The organism is Desulfovibrio sp. UIB00 (assembly GCF_022508225.1).
In the GTDB taxonomy this organism is placed as follows: Bacteria; Desulfobacterota; Desulfovibrionia; order Desulfovibrionales; family Desulfovibrionaceae; genus Desulfovibrio.
Genome location: NZ_JAETXJ010000006.1, coordinates 166367 through 180162, shown reverse-complemented (window position 1 = coordinate 180162; position 13796 = coordinate 166367). Strand labels below are relative to the sequence as shown.

Annotated in this window: 10 protein-coding genes; 4 read left to right on the top strand and 6 right to left on the bottom strand. The window is 54.3% G+C overall.

All coding sequences use genetic code 11. The annotated features are described in order from the left end of the window. Positions 1 to 53: 53 nt before the first annotated feature. Together JMF94_RS11100 and JMF94_RS11095 are read right to left on the bottom strand one after the other, a co-directional pair. Positions 54 to 704, bottom strand: coding sequence for a TRAP transporter small permease subunit (locus JMF94_RS11100; RefSeq protein WP_240825152.1), 651 nt, complete (start codon positions 702 to 704; stop codon positions 54 to 56). A gap of 142 nt (positions 705 to 846) precedes the next feature. After that, a complete protein-coding gene (locus JMF94_RS11095) occupies positions 847 to 1902 on the bottom strand; it encodes a TRAP transporter substrate-binding protein (RefSeq protein ID WP_240825150.1) in 1056 nt (351 codons plus the stop codon). Between the two features lie 672 nt (positions 1903 to 2574). Here JMF94_RS11095 and JMF94_RS11090 point away from each other — a divergent pair. Both JMF94_RS11090 and JMF94_RS11085 read left to right on the top strand, forming a co-directional pair. After that, positions 2575 to 3354, top strand: coding sequence for a DeoR/GlpR family DNA-binding transcription regulator (locus tag JMF94_RS11090; RefSeq protein WP_240825149.1), 780 nt, complete (start codon positions 2575 to 2577; stop codon positions 3352 to 3354). 149 nt (positions 3355 to 3503) lie between these two features. Then, on the top strand, positions 3504 to 4511 hold the full coding sequence (locus tag JMF94_RS11085) for a phosphotransferase (protein ID WP_240825148.1): 1008 nt from the start codon (positions 3504 to 3506) through the stop codon (positions 4509 to 4511). Between the two features lie 112 nt (positions 4512 to 4623). Here the strand turns inward: JMF94_RS11085 and JMF94_RS11080 are convergent, their stop codons facing one another. The 4 genes from JMF94_RS11080 to JMF94_RS11065 all read right to left on the bottom strand — a co-directional run bounded on the left by JMF94_RS11080 (position 4624) and on the right by JMF94_RS11065 (position 11733). Continuing rightward, positions 4624 to 6051 carry a sodium:proton antiporter gene (locus tag JMF94_RS11080; protein WP_240825147.1) on the bottom strand — a complete coding sequence of 476 codons (1428 nt, stop codon included), beginning with the start codon at positions 6049 to 6051 and terminating at the stop codon, positions 4624 to 4626. A 270-nt stretch (positions 6052 to 6321) separates the two neighbouring features. Continuing rightward, positions 6322 to 8061 carry a methyl-accepting chemotaxis protein gene (locus tag JMF94_RS11075; protein WP_240825146.1) on the bottom strand — a complete coding sequence of 580 codons (1740 nt, stop codon included), beginning with the start codon at positions 8059 to 8061 and terminating at the stop codon, positions 6322 to 6324. A 1035-nt stretch (positions 8062 to 9096) separates the two neighbouring features. Next, positions 9097 to 10134 carry an EF-hand domain-containing protein gene (locus JMF94_RS11070; RefSeq protein WP_240825145.1) on the bottom strand — a complete coding sequence of 346 codons (1038 nt, stop codon included), beginning with the start codon at positions 10132 to 10134 and terminating at the stop codon, positions 9097 to 9099. Positions 10135 to 10404: 270 nt separating this feature from the next. Beyond that, positions 10405 to 11733, bottom strand: coding sequence for a histidine-type phosphatase (locus tag JMF94_RS11065; RefSeq protein WP_240825144.1), 1329 nt, complete (start codon positions 11731 to 11733; stop codon positions 10405 to 10407). Positions 11734 to 12098: 365 nt separating this feature from the next. On the opposite strand from JMF94_RS11065, the gene JMF94_RS11060 reads away from it, so the two are divergent. Both JMF94_RS11060 and argF read left to right on the top strand, forming a co-directional pair. Next, positions 12099 to 12647, top strand: coding sequence for an N-acetyltransferase (locus JMF94_RS11060; protein ID WP_240825143.1), 549 nt, complete (start codon positions 12099 to 12101; stop codon positions 12645 to 12647). A 60-nt stretch (positions 12648 to 12707) separates the two neighbouring features. After that, positions 12708 to 13730, top strand: coding sequence for an ornithine carbamoyltransferase (argF, locus tag JMF94_RS11055; protein ID WP_240825142.1), 1023 nt, complete (start codon positions 12708 to 12710; stop codon positions 13728 to 13730). Positions 13731 to 13796 lie beyond the last annotated feature (66 nt).

The window sequence follows — 13796 nt, the reverse complement described above, 5'->3', positions numbered from 1 at the left end:
GCGTCCTTTACGGCGCTCGCATACGCCGGAGCTGGAAAATGAAAATTGGGGCGTTACCGCGAGCCGCCAAGCGCTTGCGCCGGAGCAAGAACCTGCGGCGAAGCAACCGGATCAGCCACAACACCAACAAGCTGAGGCTCCGCTTCTGGTTCCACATAACCGCTTTCTACAATAAGACGCTCGGGCACTTCCTCGCCAAGCAGCAGGCCGCGTGAGCGCGCCAGCGCCTTGAAAAATTCTGAAAAGGCCTGCAACAGCGTAAGAAAAATGCCAATGCCCATGATGATCTTGATGGGGGCCAGAGCAGGAGCCCATGCAGAATTGTTGTGCTGGTCAAACTCTATGGAATACCATGTGCTTGAAACACAGCCGTAGAACAGGAGGGCAAGGTATGCGACCAGAAAAACAGACGTGAGCACGTCCATCTTTGCCTGTTTTCTCCACTTCCAGCGGCCATAGAACACATCCATACGCACGTGCGAATTGGTAAGCAGGGCAAAACCGCCACCAAGGATGTAGTAGGCCACCATGGTGAACTGGGCCATTTCCACGCCCCAGATCACCGGAGCATCAAAACAGTAACGGGATATGGCCGAGTAGAGCAAAATGCCCATCATGACGAACACAAGATAAAGAACCCCCCGCCCCACCAGGCGGTTAACCGCATCCACATACCTGACAAACAGCTTGATCCAGTTTGGCATGACGCTCTCCTCCCAAACCTTTATTCCGCAAATTTCCTGCCGCTTGGTTTAACTGGGGGCAGGCTTTGATGCGCCGCCGCCGAAGGATTCGGACGACGGCACATCGGGCAGACGGAAGGTTCTGCCTCCAGAGGGTTTGCAATCAATAACGGTACGGGCGGCCCGCAACAGCCATTTCGGCATTGTACTTTTTGAGGATATCCACAACCTTGGCGCAGCGCGGGCTTTTCTTGGCTGTTTCGTCCCAGAACTTGTGGGCGGCCTCTTCAACAGTGCCCCATTCAGCATCGGGAATGGAGGTCAGTTCCATCTTGCCGCCGGTGGCGCGGTAGTGAGCTTCGCCCCACCAGTACCAGTGCTGGCGAAAATAGTTGGAGCTGTCGCAGGTGAGCTTAAACAGAGTTTTGAGGTGTTCCGGCACTTCAGCCCACTTTTTGCTGTTGGCAAAGTACGAACCGATCCACGCGCCGCAGATGTTGTTGGTGAGGTAATACTTGCACTGCTCTGCCCAGCCGGAGGTGTAGTCTTCTGTAATGCCCGACCAGCACACGCCGTCCAGCTCGCCGGTTTGCAGGGCCACCTGAATGTCTTCCCAGGGCAGGGTAACAGGCACCACGCCAAACTGGCTCATGAACTTGCCGCCCGTGGGGAAGGAGAACACGCGCTTGCCTTTCAGGTCGGCAAGGCTGCGGATAGGCTTGGTGGTGGCAAAGTTGCAGGGATCCCAGGAGCCTGCGCCAAGCCATTCAACGCCCTTGATCTCGCCGTAGGCTTCTTTCCAGATGTCGTTCAGGCCCCAGTGTTCAAAAAGAGCGGGCACATCGAGCGAATAGCGGGTGGCAAAGGGAAAATACGCGCCAAAGATGGCCACATCGGCAGGGGAAGACATGGAGTCTTCGTCGCACTGCACGGCGTCAATGGTGCCGTTCTGCACAGCGCGGAAAAGCTCACTGGTGGGAACCAGCTGGTCGGAGGTGTAAAGTTCGATGACCATTTCGCCATTGGCGGCCTTGTTGAAGGCGTCGATCTGCGGCTTGATGACAAACTCGGCAAGCGCCGCACCCGCGTAGGTCTGCATGCGCCACTTGATGGGAGCCTTGGCGGCCCTTGCCTCAGTGGCCCCCATGATGCCAGTTGTGGCGGCAACCGCCGCCGTGGCGCCCATACCCGCTGTCTTCAAAAATTCACGCCTCTCCATACTTACCTCCTCAAAACAAAAACTGTTTATTCACCGCAAGCGCCTACGCCTCAAAAATGCACTTAACTCAGGCTACTGCCCTAGCCTTGCACTCATGAAATGCCATTAAGCAAATAGCGAGCCAGAGGATGGATGGGCAAAGTTATTTTTTATAACATGCTAAAATATAAAATTTTTGTATTTTCATTCAGTATATTTTTATATTCAAAGCAAAGGAGAGCGGCTCATTTTCTGAAACAATTTTGTAATGATTAGCACATTTTTGTTAGTCAACTTTTTACACAAAAACACATTAATACAATTAAACACTAGGGCATCCAGATAAAAAACAGAGACATGCGGCTTTATTGCCAATACAATTTTGAAAAAGCGCATTGCCTGACGTGTATGGGGCAACTTGCCAAAGGGGGCTGCATTACCCATACTAAGGAGGCTCTGGCCCCTGAAAATATTGAGGAGACAAGCCGCGCGACCTGACGGGGCTTTGCCGGGCATCCCAGGTCTGGCATCCTTTAGACACGGGCCGTCCAGAATGCCCAAACCCAACAAATTTACCGCGCTCAGCCACTGCAACAGCAAAATACACAAACACACAAAAATGCATATTGCAGGCGCAGCAAAAAGCTATATGCTAACCAGAATGTCAGCGTATATCTAACAAGGTTGAAACACATGCTGCGCGAAACCCGCCTGCACCGCATACTTGCCCTCATAGCCGCCAACGGTCATATCAGCACAGAGCGGCTTATCAATGAGCTGGGAATTTCCCGGGAAACAGCCCGCCGGGATATTATCGAGCTGGAAAACCAGGGCGCGGCAAGGCGTGTACATGGCGGCCTTGTGGCGCTGGATTCCTCTACTTCCGAACCCTCACTCAAAGAGCGCAGAACCCGGCTGGAACGGGAAAAGCGCGCCATTGCCCGCGCCACGGTGCTGCAACTGCAACAGGGGCAAACAGTGTTTATGGACGCAGGTACCACAACAACGGCTCTGGCAGAGGAACTCTGCACCATGCCTGGGCTCACCATCGTGACCAACAGCCTGCGCGCCGCCATCATTTTGAGTGAAAGGGACGAAGATAAAAAAAACGACAGCACAGTGGTGCTGGTGGGAGGCCGCATCCTTGCCGGACGGGAGCAGACCTGCGGCGAGGGTGTGATTGAAGAAATTCAGCGCTGGCGAGTAGATATGGCAATTCTTTCGCCCGTGGGGCTGGATGCACACCACGGGGCAAGCAGCTTTTTGCCGGAAGAAGCCGCCGTGGCACGCTGCATGGCGCAACGCGCCAGCAGGCTGTGCATACTCGCTGATCACACAAAGCTTGGCGTTATCAGCCGGATAAACTACGCCTCACCTCGCGAAATTTCCATGCTCATTACCGATGCCGCAGCTTCGGATTTGCCATGTCTGAAGGAGCTGAAAGAAATTTTGCCCAAAGTCATTCTGGCCTGAACATCTGTTTTTACCATCCGCCGCACGCCGCAAAACTGTTTTGAAGCAACTGCTTGCGGGGCATGAAAGGCGATGCCGGTTATGATCGCACTGCTCCCCCCTGACAGCAGATGGAACCGACTGGCACGACATCCAACGCAGGGGGGAATATGTCACTCCAGCAAAATGACTCGCTCAGCGATCAGGCCGTGACGCAACTGGCACGGCAGGCATTGCAGCAGTACCCCCCGGAAATGCAGGGAAGCCTGCACCTGCTCTGCCGTTCAGAAAACGCCACATTTCTTGTCCAGACCAGCAACAGCCGTTACGCCCTGCGTGTGCACCGCGAAAATTATCACTCGCACATCAATATAATGGGCGAGCTGATGTGGCTGGATGCCTTGCAGCAAGATACTGGCATGGTCACGCCAAAAGCCTTGCCGACCATCAAGGGCGAAAGGGTGCTGACTATGCGCCTTCCAGACGGATCACACAGAAATATCGTTCTTTTTCAGTGGATTGACGGCGAAATGCCAACAGTGCAGCTAGACCCACGCGCCTTTCGGCAGCTTGGCGAAGTGGCGGGGCGCCTCCACCAGCATAGCCGGCAATGGCAAAAACCGGCAGGCTTCCAGCGCATCGTCTGGAACCACGAAAGTATGGTTGGCCCGTGCGCCCATTGGGGGGACTGGCGGGCAAGCCCCGGCCTGCCACGCGAGGACGCCCTGCTTCTGGAGGCGGCCGTGAACTGTATTGGGGGAAAACTGCGCGCCTACGGCCAGACCGCCCGGCGTTATGGCCTGATTCACGCTGACCTGCGCTTGACCAATCTGCTGCTGCACAAGGCCGGTACGCGCGTCATTGATTTTGACGATTGCGGCATGGGCTGGTTTGTTCACGACATTGCTACGGCCATGAGCTTTGAGGAACACTGCCCGCTGGCCCCCCTCTGGCTGGAAAACTGGCTTCAGGGATATGAGCTGGTCAGTCATCTGGATGCTCAGGATGAAGCCATGATCCCGCATATGATCATGCAGCGGCGTATCCAGATGACAGCATGGATGGCCACCCACGCCAATACCGAGATCGCCCGCAACCTCGGCGCACACTGGCTTGAACACACGGTGCGCCTTTGCAGGCGCTACCTTGAGGGAAGCATGCCCTTGGGCGCTGTATGAGCTGGCGCGGGAACATTGTATTTTGGCAGACAGCAAGCAAGCCCCTCGACCTTAAGGTAGAGGGGCTTGCTTTATACTGATGACAAATCCCGCCTCGCGGGTGTTGCATCGGCTAGATAAAGAACAGCCAGGTCAACAGTCCAAACAGGGGTACCAGAATGCCTACCGACCATGCCATGTAGCCAAAGAAGCTGGGCATAGGCACGCCGTCGCTTTCCGCAATGGAGCGCACCATGAAGTTGGGCGCGTTGCCAATGTAGCTGTTGGCGCCCATAAAAACGGCACCCGCAGATATGGCGGCCAGGGTGGCGGGCATATCGTGCATAAGGTGCTGCGCATCGCCGCCTGCAGTGTTGAAAAACACAAGATAGGTCGGCGCATTATCCAGAAAACTGGAGAGAATGCCCGTAAGCCAGAAATACATGGAATTAACCGGCTGCCCATCGTGCGAAACAAGGTGAATCAGGGGAGCAAGCGCACCATCAGCTCCTGCGCGCAAAATGGCAATGGCGGGAACCATGCTGATAAAAATGCCAAAGAACAGCTTGGCAACTTCTTCAATGGGGGCCCAGGAAAAGCCGTTGAGTTCCCGGCAGCGCCGGCTCGTAAACTTGAGCGAAAGCCCGGCCAGGCACAGCAGCATCACATCGCGCAGCAGGTTCTGTCCTTCAACCGACACGCCGAAGACCGAAACCAGTTCGCCCAGAGGGTGGAGGCCGGAAAGCAACACGGCCACAACAACGCCCAGAAGAAACAGCAGGTTGATCTTGCCGTCAAGGCCGAGCTTTTCTTCTGCCGCGCCAGCTTGCGCTTCAGGCTTGGGGCTGCCTTCTTTCTTGAACAGCACGGTATCAAGGACAAAAAATATACCCAGCAAAATTGTGGCAATGAGGCTTGTTTTCATAAGCAGGTTGGTTGTGGTCCAGAAGAAATCCACACCCTTCAGAAAACCCAGAAACAGCGGCGGATCGCCCAGAGGCGTAAGCGAGCCGCCAATATTGGCCACAAGAAAAATAAAAAAGACAACAGAATGAACACGGTATTTACGGTGCGCGTTTGCCCGAAGCAAGGGGCGGATAAGCAGCATGGCCGCGCCGGTTGTTCCCATCCAGCTGGCCAGCACAGTGCCCACTGCCAGCAGCCCGGTATTGATCGCGGGTGTCCCAACCAGCGAACCGGTAAGCCGCACACCGCCTGCGATGGTAAAGAGCGTGAACAGCAGCACCAGAAAAGGAACATAATCCAGAAGGATAATGTGCAAAAACTCGTAGAGGGCCACATTGAACCCATAAACCAGAAGACAGGGCGTCAGAAAGGCCAGCCCCCAGAAGGCCGCGATTTTACCAAAGTGTTTTTCCCAAAAATGGGGCAATGCCAAAGGCATTATGGCAATCGAAAGCAACATGCACACAAAGGGGATTGCCCAAAGGACTGAGAGCTGCGCACCAGGGATATTGGGATGTCCCTCCCCTGCGAGAACGACACCGGGCACAAGAAGCGCGGCGCACAGGGCGCCGAGCACCGTTAGAAATCTTGCCATATGCACTCCTGAGAATATAAGCATTACATGCCATAGGATATTGGGAGAATCTATACCAAACCTCAAAAAAAAATACAATCAATACATGTACACCATGCTAATTACAATTATAAATCACAGCAACACAATGGCAATTGTCGTATTATTACATCTTAAAAAGCGATATGTGTTGTAATTATGCACCGTAGTTCAAAGCATAAAGGCGGCCTGTCGCGCTAATGCAACAGACCGCCTTTATGCTTATATTTATGAATAAAGTAGTAATTTTGCCTATTCCTGACGCATTTCATTAATCAGCAGCCCGAGATCCTGCGACTGACGCGCCAGTTCTGCCACTGCGCTTGCGGCCTCGGCCATGGCGGTGGCGGTCTGCTTGGCCATTTCGTTCACGTGCTCGATCGACAGATTGATTTCGTCACTGGCGGCAGACTGCTCCTCGCTGGCAGTGGCAATGGCATTGACCTGATCTGCCATGCCCAAAACAGTTTCCAGTATTTCATTGAGAGCCTGCCCGGACTGGCTGGCGTATCCCGTTGCCTGGTTAACCTGCTCAAGAGCATTATCCGTGGAGGCCATGCTCTTTGAAGTGCTCTCCTGTATGGCATTTATGGCATTGCCCACATCATGGGTCGAGGCCATGGTTTTTTCTGCCAGTTTGCGCACCTCGTCGGCGACCACGGCAAATCCCCGCCCGGCATCACCCGCGCGGGCGGCTTCAATGGCGGCATTGAGCGCCAGAAGGTTTGTCTGGTCCGCAATATCTGAAATGACGCCCATAATCTGGCTGATGGCCTGGGCGTGCGTGTTCAGTTGCAGCATATCCTGCTTGAGTTCCTGCGAAACTGTCTGCACCTGGCCGATACTGACAAGCGATTTTTGCACAATGTCGGCCCCGGCTTCGGCTTTGTCCTTTGTATCGGTGGATGCCACAGATGCCTGGCCGGCATTGCGGGCCACCTCCTGCACGGTGGCGTTCATCTGGTTCATGGCAGTGGCAGCTTCCGCAAGTCTTTGCGCAGCATGCCCGGCCCCCTTGCCTGCCTGTTCGATCTGGGCAGAAAGCTGCGTGGAAGCCGAGCTGACAATCTGCACGACCTTTTCAAGCTTGCCTGCGGCACGCACCATTGCTTCCGTTTTATGCTGCGCCTCATCCTTGGCCGCATTGGCGCTATCCATAGCTTCGTGCGCCTGACGCGATTGTTCTCTGGCGTTTTCTGATTCGCTCCTGGCCTTTTCGATATGGCCTTTCAAGGCCTCCACCATGGCGATGATTGAGCCATACACGCCAATTCTGGCATGGCCATCGTCAATATTAAAATCCCCGTCCACCACACGCTGAGCGACCACCAGCAATTCCCCAGGGTCTCTGCCAAGCTGTCGGTTTGTTTCGCGCGCAATTAGAGCGGCCGATGCAGCAGCAAGCACAATGGCAAAAAGGGTCAGGCCGATGCCCATGGCGTTGCTTGTGGCGTACAGGCTGTCCCCTTTAAGGCCACGCGCGTGGGCGTTGTCGTGCGAAACCTTCACCAGGAGTTCAATGGAATCGGTCATAGCTTCGTAATCAGCATGCGACTTGCCCGTAAGCAGGGCCAGGGCCTCATCTACCTTGCCGTTTTGCCGCAGGAGCAACACTTCTTTGGAAGTATCCAAATATTTTTTCAGGCCGCGCTCAATATCCAGCACACACTGCTTGGCGTTGCCAGAAATACAGAGGTCACCAATTTCTTGAATTTCCCGATCAAACGTTTTTCGCACTTCATCAAGTTTTGCTTTGATCGCAGAAGCCTTTTGCGCGTCATTTTCAATGAGGTAACGGAATTCCATTATTCTGTATTCTGCAGTGTCAGTATTGATTTCGCCAGCAAGCTCCGACACTGGCACATTGCGATGCGCCAATACAGAGGTGATGTTGTTGAGTTCCGACATTTGCCAAAGCATATATCCGGCTAATAAAGCCATCAAAACACCCAGCATCCCCATCCCGCAAGAAATTTTTGTTACAAGCTTCATTGCATTCTACTCGGCGCTAAAGTTTAAATACACACGATGGAGATCAAAAAGCGTCACGCCAACTTCGATATAGCCTATCGGCTACATCTCTGCTCGCATTATGCCCCCTTGTGATTTTTTTCAATACTTCTTAAAAAATAAAAAATAAAAATATCAGCAAGATATCTTGATACTAAAAAGTACCGCATTGGCAAATTCCAATTTGACAACTACAACCCTGTAAAATCGATTACCAATTTTAACAGCAACAGACACAACAAACACACGGATAAAAATAAATTTATCTGTTGCTATTCCAGATTAATATACCATCATATAATATATACTATTATAACATTGCGATAGCAAAGAACACGTTTATACCGCAGGCTTACATCTTGTTTAAAAATTTCCCCAAGCGTTGAGTATGCACTCAATTTTCTATTTTAATTACACACTAGTAATTAGCGTACTATTGATTGCCAGTGTACGCATTATCCATGTCGGCTAACGACAACACCACAAAGGATATTTCGCGCCCACGGCCATGATATTGCATGTGAAGGGCACAAAAAATATCCCCCGGCATATGGTCTGCACCTCAAGTAGACAGTTAATAATATCTCCGTGGCGAAGATTAAGCGGCCATTTTTCCCGGTATTCTATCGGGGAAAGCTGGTCGAGCTTTTGGGGGAGTCGTTCTGTGTTGTAAAAACGTATGTATTCTTCAATCAGAGTGCTGGTTTCCTCTTCGCTCTGAACCGTTTTTCCAAGAAAAAACTTCAGCCTTCAAATTGGAGAAGAATAGTGCAACACATGCATTATCCAAAGAGTTGGCTTTACGTGAACGTATTCCTTAGGCCATAAAAAAGCCCATCATGTTTTCAAAGTTTAAGCATGGTGGGGCTTTTTTACTTCGTCTACCTGATGGGGGGCATGTTACTATGCAAGGGGCTACATGGCATAAGCCCGGCTGTTTTGCGCAGCCGGGCTTATGGTTGTGGGCATAATGTGTGAGCGTCTTCTGCGTGGAGGAGGCTTTGTTCCTGGTGGGGATCAGGCCACTGCTTCCACACTCTGGGCAGCGGCGGTGGTTTGGCTCACGCTCTGGTAGGCGCTGTTGGCAATGGCTGACAGAAAACTGCGGGCCATGGCGGTTCGGCTTGTGCTGGTCTGGTCTGTTCCCATCGCTGCGCGTTGTTTTTCAAGTGCGGTTGCAAGCTCGTCAGCGGAAACGGAGCCATCCTGATTCGCGTCCATGGAGTCGAATACAGACTGGCTGAGGCCTGTTTCGTCAACGCTCAGGCCATCGCTGCTGTCGCTGTCCAGGCTCGAAAAAAGCTTGGAAGCCACGTGGGATGATCCTGTCTGACCAGACGAAGCAGACTGCCCCTGCGAGGGAGGCGGCGGGGGCATCTGGCCGTTCATGATGGAAGACAGCAGGGTTTTTGCGTCCATTTCGCCTGAGGAATTCTGTTCGCTGGACTGGTTTTGCGGATTCTGGGAGCCGTTGTTCATGGCTTCGCGCTGTTTTTTCAGCGCTGCCGCCAGTTCATCGGAAGAGACGGAGCCGTCCTGATCGGTGTCCATGGCGTCAAACACGGACTGGCTGAGGCCCGTTTCCTCGGCGCTCAGGCCGCCGCTGCTGTCACTGTCCAGCGAAGAAAAGAGTTTGGACGCAAGGTCGTCACCCTTGCCGCCGCGCCCTGCGCCCTGCATGCCGCCGGGAACCTGCCCGCTCATAATGGCGGAAAGCAGATCCTTGGCAGTGGGCTGAGTCGACGCCGCTGTCTGTGCTGCCTGGCTCTGCCCCATCTGCATGTTGGTGAACATGGCGTTGCGCTGGGTTTCAATGGCTTTTTGCAGTTCTGTCTGCGAAACGGCCCCATCGCCATCGGTATCAAGTTTGTTGTAGAGTTCGCTGCTTAGCCCGGTTTCATCAAGGCTTAACGCTCCGTTCCCGTCAGAATCCAGATCCCCGAAAAGCTTGCTTGCCAGATTGTCCTGCGATTGCGCCTCGCTGGAGCCTTTCATCTGCGCAAGCATCTTCTCCCAATAGGAGGAAGAGGATGATGATAACGCACTGACGCTCATACTGTCTCCCAGTCCTTGCGGACATTGTCGGCAACACCTGCAATCCACTGCGGGCGAAGCCGAATACTGTAAGCGCACCTCCCTGTGTCGCGTATCAGCCGGGGAATTTTTTTCCCAATCTGATTATGCAAAAGACATTCCGTTTTGCGTGGGGGAAATTTTTGCCGCCAGCCTTTTTTTGTCGCGCCAGAAGCCACTATGCGGTGCTGTAAAATGAAAAACCGCCGCATCACATGATGCGGCGGTGTGGAGTGCAGGGGGCCTATGGGGTCAGCGGTTTTTTACTGGTGGAGAAGCCTCAGCGGAAGTGGCTGTGGCAGGGCGGCTGTCCACATCGCTGTCCACCCGCAGGCGTAGCGGGGGAACCTCTTGTGGAACCAGGGATGCATTGCGCAGTGCTTTGTTGACCCTTTTGGAAAAACTTTCAAGGCTGAAGCGGGCCTCTCCCACAACAGGCGGCGCTGTTACCAGAGCCGCAGTTGCCTTGTGGGTTCTGGCCGGATCGGTAAACTGGGGGATGGCCAGGCCGCTCACAGGCTGCGGCGGATCAACAAAGGGTTCATGCAGGGCTTCCAGCGACTGGGCAAAAAAGCGCACGCGCACTTCTTTTTTACCGCCCATATCCCACAGCTCAAGCATAAGAGCTGATCCTGGCGGGGTGGCGTCATCGGGGTAGCCGGGCAACTGCCAGTGCACGCCCAGCAATTCGCCCACATTGGCAAGGTTGGTGTCGTGCCCCACAAAAACAACCAGGGAAGCCGCGTTGCAGCGTTGATCCCTATGAGTGCCGTCAAGGGCTGCGGCCATTTCTGAAAGCAGCGATGCCCCCTTGAAAAGAGCCACAACCGGAGAACGGTTCACTGTGTTGAACACGCTGGTGTGTACGGGCAGCACCTCACGCAGAACGTGCGCGTCCACCTGGCCCCATCCGGCAGAAATTTCAGGCCACTGCGCATATTCCAGCAAAAAAATTTCCGCCATGCTTGATGCTGTTGCCAGTGCGCCGGAAAGTCCTGCGCCCTTGCCGTCAGCATCAACGCTCACAGAATTTGGCAGGTCTGCGAGCCCGCAGGTGGGCGGCAGATTGTAGCGCGAGCACAATGTGGGGGCCACCGGGGCGCTCAGGTGCTGGATGTGGGTCAAGGCCCCTGCATTGTCCTCATGCAGTCGATCAAGATCGCCTCCGGCCGTGGTCATGATGCTGGCGGCTACCGAGGCTGGGTCAAAACGCTGAAAACCCGCCTGCACGGGATGAAAAAGCGGATCGGGCGTCTGGCTTGAAACGGCATAGGTCTGCCCGCCAGCGGGGCAGAGGCCATCAAGCAGGGCTTTGGCTGTTGCTCTTGTGCGCTGGTCCACGTCGGCGCGCACAAAGACCTTGCCGGGCGGTGGGCAGGCGCTGTCGGGCAGCAGGCCAAGATTCAGCATTTGCCCGCGCATGTCTTCCCACATGGCGGTTACCAGCCGCGCACCGCGCGGCGTGAGGAACCCCCTCGGCACAGGCCACTGGGGCCAGTTACGGGTGCTCCACTGCGAAAGCGTATCGGGAGCCTGCGTAGGCGAGCGCACCCCGTGGCGGGAAAGCGCTACAACTTTCATAAGGCGGGGTTGTTCGTCCCCCTGCTGCGCCGCAATGCCAGGTAGGGGCAAATGGCAGAGCAGTGCGCAGGCAAGGCAGACAGTGATTAAGCGTGGTGCAGTGCGCATGCGTTCTCCTTGATGGGGGGTACCATAGCCATAAAGGCCTGCGCGGGCAACGCCGATTTGCACGCGTGAGGGCTGCGGGCCTTGCGCCAGTGCAAATTTTGCCCGCCTCTCGGGCCGTAATTGCTTGCACAGTGCGGGGCTTGTTATTATGCTTATTCTTTGCGGCAGAGTTTGGCTCTGGCTGCTTTGCGCGTAACCTTTTGGGGCTTCTTTCCCTTTACAGGGGGCGGAGCGTAATCCAGATATCGAGGCGTATGATGCCCATTGCCGTTCCACGCGTTGGCGTAGAAGACAAACCCCTTGTTCAGGATATCCGCGTAGAAGATCTTTCAGCGCTGGTCATCCGTTCGGCCACGGTACGCGACGTGCACGGCATGTCTGCGCTTATCAACCACTATGCGTCCTCCAACGTCATGCTGGCGCGCGGGCCGCAGTATCTCTACCAGCATATTCAGGACTATATGGTTGCCACGGCTCCCTCGGCTGAGGACGGGCATGAGGTTGTGGTGGCCTGCGGCGCTGTGCATGTGCTGTGGGAAGACCTGGCGGAAATTCGGTCGGTGGCGGTTCACCCACTGTGTCAGGCGCAGGGCTTTGGCAAAAGGCTTGTGGCCGCACTGGTTGGTCGATGTCGTGATCTCGGCTTGCCGAGGGTTTTTGCCTTTACTCTGGCTGCGCCGTTTTTTTCCAAGTGCGGCTTCAGCGAGTTTAAACGCGATGATATGCCCGCCATTGTGTGGGTTGAATGCAGTAAATGCCCCAAGTTTTACTGCTGTGACGAAATTGGAATGATACTCGAATTATAGTTTTCAACCTGTGATATATTCGCAGGGATTCACACTGTCTGCAAAGGGTGGGAATGCGTCATGAGCAATAGGCTGTATCACCGGGATTTTCTGAAAGAAATAGACTTCACGCCGGAAGACCTCACATATCTGCTGGATCTGGCGGCCCAGCTCAAGCAGGCCAAAAAGGTTCGGCGCGAGCCAAAGTTTCTGCAAGACCGAAATATTGTCATCCTTTTTGAAAAGGATTCCACGCGTACTCGCTGTTCTTTTGAAGTTGCAGCATATGATCAGGGCGCGCGCGTGACCTATCTTGGCCCCTCCGGCTCGCAGATGGGCAAAAAGGAATCCATGGCCGATACCGCCCGCGTGCTTTCCCGTTTTTATGATGGTATTGAGTATCGCGGTTATGAGCAGGCGAGGGTAGAGGCGCTGGCAGAACACGCAGGTGTGCCGGTGTGGAACGGTCTCACCAACGAATGGCACCCCACGCAGTTTCTGGCCGACATGCTGACCATGCGCGAGTGCTGCGAAAAACCTTTGAATCAACAAACACTGGCATATCTTGGGGATGCACGTTATAATATGGGCAATTCCCTGATGGTTGGTTCGGCCCTGCTTGGGCTGGATTTCCGTTCTGTTGCTCCCAAAGCTTTGTGGACGTCGGACGAAGTTTTTGAAATGGCCGTTCACATAGCCAAGAGCACTGGCGCGCACATTACGCGCACGGAAAGCGTGGCCGAAGGCGTTAAAGACTGCGATTTCCTCTCCACTGATGTCTGGGTGTCCATGGGCGAGCCTGATTCCGTATGGAAAGAGCGCATTGATCTGTTGACGCCGTATCGCGTGGACGCGGCAGCAATGGAACTGACGGGCAATCCCCAATGCAAGTTTTTGCATTGTTTGCCGAGCTTCCATAATCGTGATACCGCAGTTGGCGAAGACATTTATCAGCGCTTTGGCATTGAATGCATGGAAGTGAGCGATGAAGTCTTTGAATCGCCCCGCAACATGGCTTTTGAAGAGGCGGAAAACCGCCTGCACACCATCAAGGCCGTCATGGTCGCCACCATGGCTGAAGGCCCGCTGGTGTTCAACCCCTGATCCCATATCTCCTCCGGCACTGCCCGGGGGAGAGTGCAGTTGTTTGAGTCAGCCCTTACGGCTGGC